Origin of the sequence: Streptomyces sp. NPDC091289 (assembly GCF_044757365.1) — a bacterium.
In the GTDB taxonomy this organism is placed as follows: Bacteria; Actinomycetota; Actinomycetes; order Streptomycetales; family Streptomycetaceae; genus Streptomyces.
Map to the genome: position 1 here is coordinate 86,944 of NZ_JBIVUT010000020.1, position 15,094 is coordinate 102,037.

Annotated in this window: 12 protein-coding genes and 1 tRNA gene; 2 read left to right on the forward strand and 11 right to left on the reverse strand. The window is 72.1% G+C overall.

Annotated elements, in window-relative coordinates; translation table 11 throughout:
* Nucleotides 1–300: 300 nt before the first annotated feature.
* The 5 genes from thrC to ACIQPT_RS25995 form a co-directional block, all read right to left on the reverse strand.
* Complete coding sequence (thrC, locus tag ACIQPT_RS25975; RefSeq protein WP_401158980.1) at nucleotides 301–1,371, reverse strand: threonine synthase; 1,071 nt, start codon at nucleotides 1,369–1,371, stop codon at nucleotides 301–303.
* A gap of 7 nt (nucleotides 1,372–1,378) precedes the next feature.
* Nucleotides 1,379–2,668: a homoserine dehydrogenase gene (locus ACIQPT_RS25980; protein ID WP_274035934.1), complete on the reverse strand. Its 1,290-nt coding sequence runs from the start codon at nucleotides 2,666–2,668 to the stop codon at nucleotides 1,379–1,381.
* Nucleotides 2,669–2,766: 98 nt separating this feature from the next.
* Nucleotides 2,767–4,158 carry a diaminopimelate decarboxylase gene (lysA, locus tag ACIQPT_RS25985; protein WP_401158983.1) on the reverse strand — a complete coding sequence of 464 codons (1,392 nt, stop codon included), beginning with the start codon at nucleotides 4,156–4,158 and terminating at the stop codon, nucleotides 2,767–2,769.
* A 33-nt stretch (nucleotides 4,159–4,191) separates the two neighbouring features.
* Nucleotides 4,192–5,346 carry an ArgS-related anticodon-binding protein NrtL gene (gene nrtL, locus ACIQPT_RS25990; RefSeq protein WP_401158985.1) on the reverse strand — a complete coding sequence of 385 codons (1,155 nt, stop codon included), beginning with the start codon at nucleotides 5,344–5,346 and terminating at the stop codon, nucleotides 4,192–4,194.
* Between the two features lie 111 nt (nucleotides 5,347–5,457).
* The gene (locus ACIQPT_RS25995) at nucleotides 5,458–5,871 is read right to left on the reverse strand and encodes a response regulator (RefSeq protein ID WP_401158987.1); all 414 of its coding nucleotides are present in this window, start codon (nucleotides 5,869–5,871) and stop codon (nucleotides 5,458–5,460) included.
* Between the two features lie 211 nt (nucleotides 5,872–6,082).
* Between ACIQPT_RS25995 and ACIQPT_RS26000 the strand changes: the two genes are divergently transcribed.
* Nucleotides 6,083–6,154, forward strand: a tRNA-Arg gene (locus ACIQPT_RS26000).
* A 124-nt stretch (nucleotides 6,155–6,278) separates the two neighbouring features.
* On the opposite strand, the gene ACIQPT_RS26005 is transcribed toward ACIQPT_RS26000, so the two are convergent.
* The 3 genes from ACIQPT_RS26005 to glyA form a co-directional block, all read right to left on the reverse strand.
* Nucleotides 6,279–6,842 carry a hypothetical protein gene (locus ACIQPT_RS26005; protein ID WP_401158989.1) on the reverse strand — a complete coding sequence of 188 codons (564 nt, stop codon included), beginning with the start codon at nucleotides 6,840–6,842 and terminating at the stop codon, nucleotides 6,279–6,281.
* Nucleotides 6,843–7,091: 249 nt separating this feature from the next.
* The gene (locus tag ACIQPT_RS26010) at nucleotides 7,092–7,415 is read right to left on the reverse strand and encodes a hypothetical protein (protein WP_401158991.1); all 324 of its coding nucleotides are present in this window, start codon (nucleotides 7,413–7,415) and stop codon (nucleotides 7,092–7,094) included.
* A 114-nt stretch (nucleotides 7,416–7,529) separates the two neighbouring features.
* Nucleotides 7,530–8,828 (reverse strand): serine hydroxymethyltransferase, encoded by a 1,299-nt coding sequence (glyA, locus tag ACIQPT_RS26015; protein ID WP_401158993.1) that lies wholly within the window; start codon nucleotides 8,826–8,828, stop codon nucleotides 7,530–7,532.
* 295 nt (nucleotides 8,829–9,123) lie between these two features.
* On the opposite strand from glyA, the gene ACIQPT_RS26020 reads away from it, so the two are divergent.
* A complete protein-coding gene (locus ACIQPT_RS26020) occupies nucleotides 9,124–10,812 on the forward strand; it encodes a hypothetical protein (protein WP_401158995.1) in 1,689 nt (562 codons plus the stop codon).
* Here ACIQPT_RS26020 and ACIQPT_RS26025 read toward each other — a convergent pair.
* The 3 genes from ACIQPT_RS26025 to ACIQPT_RS26035 form a co-directional block, all read right to left on the reverse strand.
* Nucleotides 10,781–12,532 (reverse strand): serine/threonine-protein kinase, encoded by a 1,752-nt coding sequence (locus tag ACIQPT_RS26025; protein ID WP_401158997.1) that lies wholly within the window; start codon nucleotides 12,530–12,532, stop codon nucleotides 10,781–10,783. The genes ACIQPT_RS26020 and ACIQPT_RS26025 overlap by 32 nt on opposite strands.
* Nucleotides 12,533–12,647: 115 nt before the next feature.
* Nucleotides 12,648–13,682, reverse strand: a complete 1,035-nt coding sequence (locus ACIQPT_RS26030; RefSeq protein WP_401158999.1) for a hypothetical protein — start codon at nucleotides 13,680–13,682, stop codon at nucleotides 12,648–12,650.
* Nucleotides 13,683–13,888: 206 nt separating this feature from the next.
* Nucleotides 13,889–15,067, reverse strand: a complete 1,179-nt coding sequence (locus ACIQPT_RS26035) for a Ku protein (protein WP_401159001.1) — start codon at nucleotides 15,065–15,067, stop codon at nucleotides 13,889–13,891.
* Between the last annotated feature and the right edge of the window lie 27 nt (nucleotides 15,068–15,094).

Below are 15,094 nucleotides of genomic sequence, written 5' to 3' on the forward strand. Positions count from 1 at the left end.
TCATGGCGGTGGGGGTCGCGACTGTGCGGAGGGCTCCGAAACGGTGCGGGAATCCGGTGGCCGGCCCGGCGGCCACGACGGGGACCGCAGGCGTGGCGGTCCGGCGGGCGGATGCCGGGCGGATGGGGTACAGCTTATCGAAGGAAGGTTCTGTGGCGACATAGGGCGCACAGGAGGCGCACGATGCGTGTCGCCCGCCTCCCATGCGCTCTCCGCCCCGGAAAAGGGCCGGTTGGGCAGGGTTGTCGCGGTTGCCCCGGGTCGGCCGCGGCGGGTGCCGCGGCCGGCCCGGGGACCGGATCAGACGAGTCCGAGCTTCTCGGCGGCGGCGGCCGCGTCGACCGGGACCGTGACCGGCTGCGGGGCGCCCGCGACGGCCCAGTCGGGGTCCTTGAGGCCGTTGCCGGTGACCGTGCAGACGATGCGCTGGCCGGGGTCGACCTTGCCCTCCTCGGCGGCCTTGAGCAGACCGGCGACGGACGCGGCCGACGCGGGCTCCACGAAGACGCCCTCCTGGGAGGCCAACAGCCGGTACGCGGACAGGATCTGCCGGTCCGTCACCTCGTCGATGAAGCCGCCCGACTCGTCACGCGCGGCGAGCGCGTAGTTCCAGGACGCCGGGTTGCCGATCCGGATCGCGGTGGCGATGGTGGACGGGTCCTTGACGACCTCGCCGCGCACGATGGGCGCGGAGCCGGAGGCCTGGAATCCCCACATGCGCGGGGAACGGCTCGAGACGCCGTCACCGGCGTACTCGGTGTACCCCTTCCAGTACGCGGTGATGTTGCCCGCGTTGCCGACCGGCAGGACGTGGATGTCGGGGGCGTCGCCGAGCGCGTCGACGATCTCGAACGCGGCGGTCTTCTGGCCCTCGATACGGACCGGATTGACCGAATTGACCAGCGCCACCGGGTAGTTGTCCGAGAGCGAGCGGGCCAGGGTCAGGCAGTCGTCGAAGTTGCCGTCGACCTGGAGGATCTTGGCGCCGTGCACGAGCGCCTGGCCCATCTTGCCGAGCGCGATCTTGCCCTGCGGTACGAGGACGGCGCAGACCATGCCCGCGCGCACCGCGTACGCCGCGGCGGAGGCCGAGGTGTTGCCGGTGGAGGCGCAGATGACGGCCTTCGCACCCTCCTCCTTGGCCCGGGTGATGGCCATGGTCATGCCGCGGTCCTTGAACGAACCGGTGGGGTTGGCGCCCTCGACCTTGAGGTGCACCTCGCAGCCCGTGCGCTCGGAGAGGACCTGCGCCGGAACGAGCGGCGTACCGCCCTCACGAAGGGTGACGACCGGCGTCGTGGACGTGACCGGAAGCCGGTCCCGGTACTCCTCGATGATGCCGCGCCACTGGTGGGTGCCCTTGCTGGTCATGGGTCCTTTACTCCCCTTCAACACGCATGATGCTGGCGACACCGCGCACGGTGTCGAGCTTGCGCAGCGCTTCGACGGTCCCGGAGAGGGCGGCGTCGGGCGCGCGGTGGGTGACGACGACGAGGGACGCCTCGCCGTCCTTTCCCTGCTGGCGGACGGTATCGATCGATACCCCCTGCTCGGCGAAGACCGTCGCGACCTGGGCGAGAACGCCCGGCTTGTCGGCCACGTCGAGGCTGATGTGGTACCGCGTGACGACCTCGCCCATGGGGCTGACCGGCAGGCGGGTGTAGGCGGACTCACCGGGGCCGGTGGCCTCGCCCAGTTTGTTGCGGCAGACCGCGACGAGGTCGCCGAGGACCGCGGAGGCGGTCGGCGAGCCGCCGGCGCCGGGCCCGTAGAACATGAGCTGTCCTGCGGCGTCGGCCTCGATGAACACCGCGTTGTACGCCTCGCGGACCGAGGCCAGCGGATGGCTGAGCGGGATCATCGCGGGATGCACGCGGGCGGTGACGGAGGCCCCGTCGGCGGCGCGCTCACAGATGGCCAGCAGCTTGACGGTGCAGCCCATGCGTCGGGCGGAGGCGATGTCGGCGGCGGTGACCTCCGTGATGCCCTCGCGGTGCACGTCGCCGATCTTCACCCGGGTGTGGAAGGCGATCCCGGCGAGGATCGCGGCCTTCGCGGCAGCGTCGAAGCCCTCGACGTCGGCGGTCGGGTCGGCCTCCGCGTACCCGAGGGCGGTGGCCTCGTCGAGCGCCTCGGAGTAACCGGCGCCGCTGGTGTCCATCTTGTCGAGGATGAAGTTGGTCGTGCCGTTGACGATGCCGAGCACCCGGTTGACCTTGTCCCCGGCGAGCGACTCGCGCAGCGGCCGCACCAGCGGGATGGCCCCGGCGACGGCGGCCTCGTAATACAGGTCACGGCCGTACTTCTCGGCGGCGGCGTGCAGGGCGGCGCCGTCCTCGGCGAGCAGCGCCTTGTTGGCGGAGACGACGCTCGCGCCGTTCTCGAAGGCGGTGGTGATGAGCGCGCGGGCCGGCTCGATGCCCCCGATGACCTCGATGACGACGTCGATGTCGCCGCGCCGCACGAGCGCGGTCGCGTCGGTGGTGATCAGTGCGGGGTCGATGCCCTCACGCACCTTCGAGGGCCGGCGGACGGCCACACCGGCGAGCTCGACGGGCGCACCGATGCGCGCCGCGAGGTCGTCGGCGTGCGTCGTCATGATGCGCGCCACCTCTGAGCCGACCACACCACAGCCCAGCAGCGCCACCTTCAGCGGACGCGTACGCATCATCCGACCTCGTTTCTCATACATGCTCATTGGGGACCAGTCTCACTCACCGGACGGGAGTTTCTGACCCCCGTCCGGATCCTGAGATGACTATTTCATCAGCCGACATCGAGACGCAGGAGATCTTCCTCCGTCTCGCGCCGGACGATGACGCGTGCCTCTCCGTCGCGGACCGCGACGACCGGCGGGCGCAGTGCGTGGTTGTAGTTGCTCGCCATGGAACGGCAGTACGCGCCGGTGGCGGGGACGGCGATCAGATCGCCGGGCGCCAGGTCGGCGGGCAGGAACGCGTCCTTGACCACGATGTCACCGCTCTCGCAGTGCTTGCCGACGACCCGGACGAGCATGGGCTCGGCGTCCGAGGTCCGCGAGACCAGCGCGACGCTGTACTCGGCGTCGTACAGCGCGGTGCGGATGTTGTCCGACATGCCGCCGTCGACGCTGACGTACGTCCGCAGCCCCTCCAGGGGCTTGATCGTGCCGACCTCGTACAGCGTGAACGCGGTGGGTCCGACGATGGCGCGCCCCGGCTCGACGGAGATCCGGGGGGTGCGCAGCTTCGCGGACTCGCACTCGCGGGTGACGATGTCGCTGAGCGCCTTGGCGATCTCGTGCGGCTCGCGGGGGTCGTCCTCGGAGGTGTACGCGATGCCGAGGCCGCCGCCGAGGTCGATCTCGGGCAGTTCGACGCCGTGCTCGTCGCGGATCTCGGCGAGCAGCTGGACCACGCGCCGGGCGGAGACCTCGAAGCCGGCCATGTCGAAGATCTGCGAGCCGATGTGCGAGTGGACGCCGATGAGTTCGAGCCCGTCGAGGGCGAGCGCGCGGCGCACGGCCTCGGCGGCCTGCCCGTCGGCGAGCGCGATGCCGAACTTCTGGTCCTCGTGCGCGGTGGCGATGAACTCGTGGGTGTGGGCCTCGACGCCGACGGTGACGCGGATCTGCACACGCTGGCGGATGCCGTGCGACCGGGCGATGTGAGCGACGCGGACGATCTCCTGGAAGGAGTCGAGGACGATCCGCCCGACGCCGGCCCGGACGGCCCGCTCGATCTCGGCGACGGTCTTGTTGTTGCCGTGGAAGGCGATGCGCTCGGCGGGCATCCCGGCGTCGAGGGCCGTGGTCAGCTCTCCCCCGGAGCACACGTCAAGATTCAGCCCCTCTTCCTTCAGCCAGCGCACCACGGCGCGGGAGAGGAAGGCCTTCCCGGCGTAGAAGACGTCGGCGTCCGGCCCGAAGGCATCCGCCCAGGCGCGGCAGCGGGCCCGGAAGTCGCTCTCGTCGAGGAAGTAGGCGGGGGTGCCGAACTCCTCGGCGAGCCGGGCGACGGTGATCCCGCCGACGGTGAGCGCGCCGTCCGCGTCACGGGTGACGGTGCGGGACCAGACCTTCTCGTCGAGGACGTTGAGGTCGGCGGCGGGCGCGGAGTAGTGCCCCTCGGTGAAGACGTCGGCGTGGCGAGGTCCTGCGGGGTGTGCGGAACGGCTCATCGTGATGGTTCTTTCGGGTCTCTTCTGATCGCGTCAGAGGTGTTCGGGCGCACGGATGCCGAGCAGGGACAGGCCGCCTGCCAGCACCGTCCCGGCGGCTTCGGCGAGAGCCAGCCGGGCACGGTGGGCGGCCGAGGGTTTCTCGTCACCGACGGGCAGGGGCGGGCAGGAGTCGTGGAAGTCGAAGAACGCGTGCGCGACGGCTTCCAGCTGCCGGGCGACCCGGTCGGGCGCGCGGTGACGAGCTGCGGCGAGCAGGACGCCGGGGTGGTCGGCGACGAGGTCGAGGAGAGGGCGGGCGGCACCGCCGTACGGGGCGGAGCCCTCGGCCGGGCTTTCGCCGTACGGCGCGTGCGGGGCCGGGCTTTCGCCGTACGGGGTGGGCTCGGCGGGGTCTTCGGCGTACGGGGCGGGCTCGGCGGTGAAGCCGAGGAGGGCGGCCCCGCGGGTGAGGGCACGGGCCCTGGCGTGGGCGTAACGGACCCGGAAGAGCGGATTGGCCTCGCCCTGGACGAGCAGTTCGGGGCCGAGGGCGGCGCGGTCGTGTCCGGCGGGCCGCAGGAGCCCCCAGCGGGCCGCGTCGGGCCCGAGCCGCTCCAGCAGTTCCCCCGCGGTGGCCCCGGCGGGAACGGGGCGGATCTCGGTGAGCGGTACGGGGGGTGTCCCGTACGCGTTGACGGTGACGCCGAGGCGGACCCAGTCCGGGTCGGGCGCCTGTTCGCAGGTGATCCGGCCCCGGGCGCCCTGGGCGACGAGGAGCCGGAACACGGCCTGGGCGGTGACGGCGGCGCGGACCTCCCGCGCGTGGTGGTACTGGTGGATCTCGTCCCGGAGCGCGTCCCCGTGTCCGTACGCGAGACCCTGTTGCCGTACGGCGTCGAGCACGGCCCGGTCGCCCGCGGCCGGGGCGTCGAGGGTGAAGCTCAGGAACCCCGGTCCGGTGATCTCGACCCGCCCGACACCGGGCTCGGCGGCGACACGTTCCCGCAGGATGCGTGCGACCTCCAGCGCGGGCAGCGCGGCGGGCCCGGCGAGCTGGAGCGCGACGGCGCAGGCGTAGTCGCCGCTGCCGCCGGGCCGTGTCCTCTCCACTCGCACGCGCGCGGGCACGGGCGCGCGCAACGCATCCTCGTCGACCGCGCGGCGCACGGCGTGCAGCACGGTCCGGGAGAGGTCGGCGGGGGTCACGGGTCAAGCGTAGGTGAGAGAGGGGGGCACTTCGCGACCCGGTTTCGCCATCCGGTCACCCGGACCCCGTTTCGCCACCTCGGTCGGCCGGACCCGGCTCCGCCGGCCCGGTCAGCCGGTGGTGCTTCCCGCCCGCCCGGCGCCGTGCCGCCCGTCCACCGAGGGCTCTTCCTCCCCGGTCACCAGCCGGCGCATGATCCGCACCAGCTCGCTCGGCTCGAACGGCTTCGCCAGGAACGCGTCGACCCCGGCCGCCACGCCCGCGTCGACCTCGTAGGGCGTACAGGCGCTGATGACGACGATGGGAAGGCCGCGGGTCCGGGGATCGGCGCGCAGGCGGGTGGCGGTCTCCAGACCGTCCAGCCGGGGCATCACGACGTCGAGGGTGATCGCGTCGGGGCGGACCCGCTCGACCAGGTCCAGGCACTCGACACCATCGGCCGCGGTCACGACCTCGAAGCCCTCCAGCTCGAGATTGACCCTGATCAGCTGCCGGATGACCTTGTTGTCGTCGACAACAAGCACGCGGCCGTACGCCCCTGACACTCTTCGAGAGTAGGTCGGCCGGAGGGGCGGCGTCCGGGTTTTGTCCACTTCCGCCCCGGACGGGTGGCCACCGCTCCCACGGGCGGCCCGACCGGGAGGAAGAAGCATGGAGGCACGGCGGAATACCTGTTCACGGACACCCCGTGGGAGCTGGTAGTGTTTCACCCGTCGCAGAGCAGCACCGCGATACGCCCCCGTAGCTCAGGGGATAGAGCATCGGCCTCCGGAGCCGGGTGCGCAGGTTCGAATCCTGCCGGGGGCACTTCCGGATTGAAGAACCGGACCAGCAGAGGCTGGTCCGGTTTTTTCGTGTGTGCCGGGTGCGTGCCGTGCCCTCGTGAAGGCGAGCGGAGCGCGGTCCGGCTCACCCCCACGAGGTGGGCGGGTCAGTACTTGCCGTCGACCGGGATCCAGCCGGACCAGGCCTCGGGCTGGTAGAACTTGCCGGTGTCGCCGTCGTAACGCAGGACGCGGAGGCGCACGTTCCCGGTCTCGCGGTAGTCCTTGTTGCAGGTCGCCCAGGTGTTCACGCCGAGCTTGTTGACGCAGACCTCCGCGGCGCGGCCGTAGTCGGTGTAGACGCCGACGGCCGCCGACATGCCGTCCTTCTTCGTGTCGCCCGCCCAGACGATGTCACCGTTGTGCTGGAAGCATCCGCTGGAGCCGTAGGCGGCGGTCGCGCCCAGGCACGTGCCCGACGGCGGTGCGGCCTTGGCGGATGCCATCGCGTCCGCCGTTCCCGTCGTCCCCGTCCCGTCAACCGGGAAGGGGACTTCGGTCCCGGGTTCCGGGGCGATGCCTTCGACGATCTTCACGTCCGCGGGCATCTGCACTTCCAGGGGGGCCTCCGGTGCGTCGTCGGCCAGCGCCGGCGTCGCGGTGACGGCCGAGAGCGCAAGTGCCGACGCACCGACGAGAACGCTCACCTTCGAGCGCCAGTTTTCACGCATGCTTCACTACCCCCGCGCCTGACCTCTGTGGCGAGATCATCAAATATCAATTGTGAACAGGGTGTGAGACTAAGAGATCGCTGTGACGGATGGAAGGGGCTTCTGTGACGCGAGTGCTTCATGGTGCCCCTGGTGATGTGCGTCGTATGTGCGTCGAAGGCGGTGCAGGACGCAGAAAAGGAGGGCGGGCACACGGTTGTGTGCCCGCCCTCCTTTCCCGGCGCTCTCACCCGCTCACGAGCGGGGTGCTCACGGCAGGGTGGGCGGCCCGGAGGCCCGCTCCCCCTCGGCGAAGTCGGCGAACGAGAGGTCGAGGGCGCACTCCGCCGGGATCTCGGCGACGGTGGTCGCGCACTTCGCGGGACCGGCCGCGCTCTGCCCGTTCAACTCGGGCGGGCCCGTCTGGCGCTTGCCCGTCTCGATCTTCCCCAACGGGCCTTCCTCGGGGGCCGGCACGGTGGGGGCGGCGGGCCGCTCGGCGTCGGCGGTGTCCGACGAGGACGAGCAGGCCGCTACGCCCGCCGTGGCGCACAGGACGAGTGCGGCCGAGGCCGCGGCGGTACGAAAGCGCATGAAGGTCCCCCCTACGCGGATGCCCGGACATCCGGGTCATCAGTCGAACCACGGTGCCACAACGGGCGGTTCGGAGGGCGGAGGACCGGTGAAGAAGGCGCGCAGAGTGACTCGTCAGCCGACCGGCAGCCCCGGTGCCGGGTAAGCGTCCATGAGGTCCTTCACCTCCTCCCGCACCTTCTTGATCGCAGTCTCGTCGCCCGTGCGCGCCGCTTCGACGGCCGTGGTGATCCAAGCGGCGACGGTGGCCATCGCCGAGGCGGGAATGGCCCGAGACGTGAGCGCGGGGGTGCCGATGCGGATTCCGGAGGGGTCGAACGGCCTGCGGGGGTCGTAGGGGACGGTGTTGTGGTTGACGACGATGCCCGCGCGGTCGAGGGCCTTGGCGGCGGTCCTGCCGGGGACGTCCTTGTTCGTCAGGTCGATCAGCAGCAGATGGTTGTCGGTGCCGCCGGAGACCAGGTCGAAGCCGCGGACGGCCAACTCCTCCCCCAGCACTCGGGCGTTGGCGACGACCTGGTGCGCGTACGAGCAGAAGCCGGCGGTGGTCGCTTCGCCGAGGGCGGCCGCGATGGCGGCCGTGGTCTGGTTGTGCGGGCCGCCCTGGAGGCCCGGGAAGACCGCGCGGTCGATGGCGCGGGCGTGCTCGGCCGTGCTGAGCAGCATCGCGCCGCGCGGGCCGCGCAGGGTCTTGTGGGTGGTGGTGGAGACGACGTCCGCGTGGCCGGCGGGCGAGGGGTGCGCGCCGCCCGCGATCAGGCCCGCGATGTGCGCGATGTCGGCGACCAGGACGGCGCCCGTCTCCCGGGCGATCTCCGCGAAGCCCGCGAAATCGATCGTGCGCGGCACGGCCGTGCCGCCGCAGAAGATGAGCTTGGGCCGCTCGGCGAGGGCCAGGTCACGGACCTCGTCCAGATCGATCCGGCCGGTGTCGCGGCGGACCCCGTACCGGACGCCGCGGAACCAGCGGCCGGTGGCGGAGACGTCCCAGCCGTGCGTGAGGTGGCCGCCCATCGGGAGGGACATGCCGAGGACGGCGTCGCCGGGCTGGAGGAAGGCCAGGTACGCGGCGAGGTTGGCCGGGGAACCCGAGTACGGCTGGACGTTGGCGTGGTCCATCCCGAAGAGGGCCTCGGCGCGGCGGACCGCCAGCGTCTCGACCTGGTCGATGATCTGCTGGCCCTCGTAGTACCGCTTGCCGGGGTAGCCCTCGGAGTACTTGTTCTGGAGCACCGTGCCGGAGGCTTCGAGCACGGCGGCGGAGACGTAGTTCTCGCTGGGGATCAGGCGCAGGGTGTCGGCCTGGAGCCGCTCCTCCGCGCCGATCAGGGCGGCCAGTTCCGGGTCGGTCGTGGTGAGCGCCGGATGGCGTGGTGCGGGGGCGGGGGCGATGTCCGTGGTCCGGGTGGTCATGGAAGGGGTCCTTCCGGGTCGGCCGCTGTGTGCGGCGTGGACCCGGATGCCCAGGCGGACGGCTCTCCGGAGATGACGCCCCGGGCACGCCCGGGGTGTGCCGCTCCCTCGTGGTCGGTTCCACGGAGCGCCCCTGCCGGGGCACGCGCCAGTCGCGGCATGCCGCAGTTTAGAGGGCGATGGCGTGCGAGGTGGTGCGGCAGGTGAAGAAGATCGCCGTGATCGCGCGTGAAGCGTGACGGAACCGGGCAGAGTCACCTGGACTTTTTTGTGACTCTACGGTGGGGGGACCGTTATGGAGTCCGGTGATCAGCACGGGGCCGCGGGACGGAGCGTCGGCGGGGCCGGGTGGGGCGGGGCCGTGCCGCCGCCTCCGGACGGGCCGCCCGGGTTCGGGCCGCCGCCACCGCCTTCCCGTGCGCCGACCGTCGGGCCGCCGCCGTCCGGTGCGGCTCTGCGTGCGGTCGGCGCGGCGTTGCTCAATCTGACCGGACTCGGGCTCGGCTACGCCCTGTTGGGGCGCTGGGTGCGGGCCGCTGTGTGCTGGGCGGCCACGGCGGGGCTGTTGTGGGTGGCGTTGCCCGCCGATCCGGACGGGGTGCCCGGGGGTGTCCTCGTCGGGTATCTGGTGGTGCTGGTGCTCGCCGCCGCCGACGGGGCCCGGATCGCCCTGCGTTCGGCGCTGGGCGGGGCGTGGCGGCCCGTTGTGGCGGCCGGTCTCGGCGTGGTGCTGCTGGCCGTGCCGGCGGGCGGGGCGGTGGTGTACGGCTCCGCGCGGGACGAGGCTCGGGAGCAGATGCTGCTGGAGCGGCTGGCGGACGGGGACCAGCGGGTCGCTTCGGCCTCGCGGCAGCCGTTCGGCCCGGCGAAGGGGGAGTACGAGAAGGGGCTCGACGTCTATCGCGCGCTCGGTGAGGACCATCCCGGTTCCCGGGCCGCCGAGTTGGTCCCGGACCGCCTCAAGAAGTATTACGACGCCGTCTCCGCCCCGTACGCCAAGAAGCGGCACTGCGACGCCGTGGAGCCGTTGACCTATCTGCGGACGCTGCCGGACTCGGTGGACGCGAAGGTGCTGGGCGAGCTCGCCGCCTGGCCGGACGACCCGCTCGCCGAGTCGCTGTACGGGTGCGGGGTCTCGCGCCTCGGCGCGGCGGGCGGGGGTGGCGCGGAGCTGGGCGAGTTGCTGCGTACGTTCCCCGAGTCCGCGCCCGCGCAGCAGGTCGGACCGGCGATCAACGAGCGGATCAAGGCGCAGGTCGCGGCGTTGAAGGGGGCCGAGCCGTGTGCGGCCACCAAAGTGCTGCGCAGCCTCGGCACCACCGCGTCCGAGCTTCCCGTCGCCAGTGTGAGGGGGCTGCGCTCCGACGCGGACCACGGCGTCAAGGAGGGCTCGTACGCCTGCGGGGTCGACCAGTTCAAGGACAGGAAGTTCGGTGACGCGCGCAGGACGCTCACCGATTTCGCCCGTGCGTACAAGACCGACGAGCGGGTGGGCAAGGCGCGGAACATCGCCATAGCCGCGGAGATCGCCGACGACCGGCCGGCGGCGGGCAAGCGGCTGCCGCCGTCGAAGCGGCCCGGCGGCGCCCGGATGGAGCTGGTCATCAGCAATGACGCGCCGAACGCGGTCGAGGTGCTCTACACCGGTCCCGTCACCGGCACCGTCACACTGAAGGCCTGCGCCGGCTGCAAGCGGTACAGCGCGTCCGCCGGACCGCGGCAGGCCTGCAAGGCGAGCGGCAAGAGCTACCCGAAGGCACGGCTTCGGCTTCCCGCCGGGGAGTACCACTTCCTCTACAAGCACGGCACGGGCGCGACCGCCGGGGTGGACAGCTACTCCTCGGGTTCGAAGGTCCAGCCGGGCTACACGTACACCAGCTGCACCTACGTCGTCGAGCGGAATCCGTTCGGGCTGGACCTGCCCCAGATACCGGACCCGGTCAAGCCGGTGCTCAGCCCTTCGGACGCGGGCTCTTCTCGATGACCCGCCCGTCCAGGCCGGCGGTGAGGTAGGCCCCGCCGTGGGTGTCGGAGACGTAGACGCGCAGCACCGGGCGGTCGTCGTGGAAGGGCGACGAGGGGTCCACGATCACATAGCGGCTCTCCGGGTCCGGGATGTTGAGCGTCTTCTCCGCCGTACTCAGCAGGGCGGGCAGCGCGTCCCAGTCGACGGAGTTCAGGTCGACCGTCGTGTCCCCCGACATCCGCGTGCCGCCCATCTCGTCGTTCTTCGCCCGGCCGTCGCGGTAGCTGAAGCGGTCGTAGAGCGCGGAGTTGGACTTCAGCGGCGCCTGGGCCGAGGCGTGCTGGTCGTAGAGGGTGAAGTCGGTGACTTTCGTGCCGCCCATGAGTGGCTTCAGCGCCTTGATCGCCGTGCGCGCCCCGTCCGGGGTCAGCAGGTTCCCGGCCTCCGGTACGTCCTTCTCGCCGGGAGCGCCGGACGTGTCGGATGTCTCGGACGTGTCGGATCCGTTGGGCCCGTTCGACTCGTCGGCGACCGGGTTCGGCGCCGGAGCTGAGGCCTGGGGTGCGCTCGCCCTGTCGCGGGGGCGGTCGTCGCTGTCGGAGGCCTTGGACGAGGACGAGAAGGGGTCGACCATCCAGAGGATGACGCCCGCGATGACCACGGCCGAGACGACGGACGAGGCCGCGCTGATCATCCGGGCGCGGCGCAGTATGCGCTGTTGGCGCTCTTCCGGTGTGGGGGATGCGTCGCCGGCGCCGGTGCCGGCCTGCGGGGAGCCGTAGCCGTAGGCCGTCGGTACGCGGTCCCGCACGGCGGCTGTCTGCGTGGGCGTGGCGTGTGCGGGCGCGGGCCGTTCCCGTACGGGCTCCGTGGGTGTCGGGGCCGGGCCCCCGCCGGTGTGTGTCGCGGCCTCGGCCAGCAGGCGGTCGAGGGTCTCGGCGTCCGGGCGGGCCGGGATGTCCCGGGTGAGGAGAGCGCTCAGCACGGGGGCGAGGGACCCGGCCCGTACCGGCGGCGGGATCTCCTCGTCGAGCACGGCGGCCAGCGTGGCCAGGGTCGTGGCCCGGCGCAGCGGGTGGCGGCCCTCGACGGCGACGTACAGCATCATGCCGAGCGACCAGAGGTCGGAGGACGGGTCGCCCTCGGTGCCCCGGATGCGCTCGGGGGCTATGTAGTCGGGCGAGCCGATGAGGGCGCCGGTGGCGGTGAGGCTCGTCGACTCCCGGATCGCGGCGATGCCGAAGTCGGTGAGGACGGGGCGGCCGTCGGTGCGCAGGAGCACATTGGCGGGCTTGACGTCGCGGTGCTGGATGCCGGCGGCGTGGGCGGCGCGGAGGGCGGAGAGGACGCCGCGCCCCAGTTCGGCGGCCTCGGCGGGCTCCATGGGCCCGGCGGCGAGCCGTTCGTGCAGGGAGGAGCCGGCCACCAGCTCCATCACGATCCACGGGTAGCCCTCCTCGCCGGGGTCGACGATGTGGTGGACGGTGACCACGCAGGGATGGTCGACCCGGGCCAGGGCGCGGGCCTCGCGCAGCACCCGGGCGCGCAACGTGCGGGCCCCTTCGGGGTCGTACTCCGCGAGCGCCGGGTCCGGGGGGCGTACCTCTTTGAGCGCGACATCGCGGTGGAGCGCCTCGTCACGGGCCCGCCAGACCATGCCCATGCCACCACTGCCGAGCCGCTCCAGCAGCGTGAAGCGGCCGTCGATCACCCGTCCCGAGGGGGCCTCTGCGCTCATGGGCCGTAGCGTACGGGGGGCGTACGACAGGGGGCAGCCGGGGCCGGGGCCGGGGCCGGGGCAGCGACCGGGCAGGCAGGATGATCGGAAGTCGGTGGGGAACGGCGGTGCGGGCTCAGGCGGTCGACTGCCGTACGACGTGGGCCAGGTGCTGGCTGATCGCTGTTCGGCTCCAGTCCGCCGCCCCTCCCGTGCCCACGCTCCCCTCGCCCCGCGCGCAGTCCCACAGCCAGCGCTCGCCCGCGCCGGCGGACGGACCGCGGAAATCGTCCTGCTCCGTGATCCACCGGGCCGCCGCACGGATCGTCTCCGCCCGGGCGTCACCGCGGGTGGGCACCTTGGCGAGCAGATACGCGCGCCCGGTGGTGTAGCGGAGCAGACCCCACGGCGGGCCTCCCCCGCCCCGGTGCTCCTGGGCCACGGAGCGGGGGGCGAACGGCGCGTAGTCCCCGTAGCGGAGAAGCTCCCGGTAGCCGGGCCGGTTCGCCAGGATCTCGTGCCACAGGGCGAGTTCGTGACGAGGCGCTTCATCGGTTCCCGCCACCTCGATCCCGCTGACGTCCTCGGGGAATCCGCCCGCGATCACCGCGACGCGGTTCCAGGCAGTCAGCGGGAGCAGGGCGTCCAGGGCCCGCAGGGCTTCCTTCCCCGCGTCCGGCCGAGTCTCCGGCACCGCGTGCAGGTCGAGGAGAAGGTCGCGGCGGACCCCGTGGTCGAGTGCGTCGAGCAGCCGCCGGGTGTCGTCGGTGGAACGTTCGTCCCAGCCGCCCGGGAGCGCGACGCGTATGCCGATCTCACCGGAGCCGGTCACCGCCGACCGGTTGGCCGACCGCTGCTGTTCCGGGGGACGCTCCGGTCCGGTCACCGGGCGCAGCGACGACCCGGCCCAGACTTCGGAAAGCAGCGCGGCCGCTGCCCCCGTCGTCCAGTCCGCGTAGGGGGCGTCCAGCCAGGCGGGGCTGTGCCGCTGCACCTGGGCGGCCCGGCGAACGGCCTTGCGGAGCCGCGCGGCGTCGGTGGTCGTGCCCGGCGGCAGCGTCCACAGGGGAGCCACCCTTCGCCGAGCGTCCGGCACGAGATCGCCGTAAGCGCGCAGCGCGGACAGGCGGGCCGGAAGCCTCGGCACGTACAACGGCAGCGGTGCGGACATGGCGGCCCCCTCGATGCTCCACGCGCCCGGCGTCCACATCCAGCGTGCGGCGGCCCGACGGGGCGGGAAAGGGGGCGTTCTCGGCCAATGGGCGCGAAACACACAGCGAGGTCGGCGAGGCGCCGGGGAGGTCAGGAGGCCAGGAGGCCAGGAGGCCAGGAGTGCGACTCTCTGGCCGGGCCCGTCGCCGTCAGGGCCCGTCGCCGTCAGGCCGAGGCGCGCTTGCGGGAAGATGCCGTCTTCTTCGCCGTGGTGCCGCCGCTCGACGGTGTCTGCTTCTTCGCCGCCGTCTTCTTCCCGGCCGTCCCGCTTCCGCTTCCGCCGCTACCGCCGCTCCCGCCGCTTGCGGCGGACTTCTTCGCCGTCGACGTGGACTTCTTCGCGCCGGTGGGCTTGGGGGCGGACTTCTTCGTCGTGGAGCTTCCGGAGCGGGTGACCGTCTTGCCCGTCGGGGTGCGGTGCGTGGTCTTCTTCGTGGTCCTGCCGGACGCCCTCGAAGGCGTCTTCGATGATGCCTTCGATGCTGTCTTCGAGGTCGTCTTCTTGATGGGGTGGACGTCGGCGATGTCGCCGTCGCCCTCGTCCTCCGCCTCCTCCCCCTGCTCGCCCCGGGACTTCTTGGCCGCCTGCACGCTGTTCTCCAGGGCCGCGATCAGGTCGATGACCTTGCCGCCGCCGGCCTCCTCGGTCTCGGCCGGGCGCACGCTCTCGCCGGAGGCCTTCGCGGCGATGAGTTCTTCCACCGCCTCCCGGTAGTCGTCGTGGAGGCTGTCCATGTCGACCTCGCCGAGGGTGTCCATCAGGGCGTCCGCCAGGTCGAGTTCGGCGTCGCGGACCGTGACGTCGCTGTCCGGGGCGACGCCCTCGGGGGCGCGGATCTCGTCCGGCCACAGAAGGCCGTGCATGGCGATCACGTCGTCGACGACGCGGAGCATGCCGAGCCGTTCGCGGCCGCGCAGGGCGTACTTGGCGACCGCGACCTTGTTGCTGCGCTTGAGGGCCTCGCGGAGCAGGGTGTACGGCTTGGCGGCCGGGACTCCGTTGGCGGAGAGGTAGTACGCCGCGTCCATCTGGAGCGGGTCGATCCGGTCCGCGGGCACGAAGGCGACGATCTCGATGGTCTTCGCCGTGGGCAGCGGGAGCTGGGCGAGATCCTCGTCGGTGATCGGGATCATCGAGCCGTCGGCGTCCTCGTAGGCCTTGCCGATCTCGCCGCTCTCGATCTCCTCCTCGTCCAGTTCACAGACCTTGCGGTACCGGATCCGGCCACCGTCGGCGAGGTGGATCTGCCGGAAGTGGATCGAGTGGTTCTCGGTGGCGTTGACCAGCTTGATCGGAATGCTGACCAGTCCGAAGGAGATCGCGCCGTTCCATATGGACCTCACCGTTCACCCCTTGTCGACCTCTAAAGC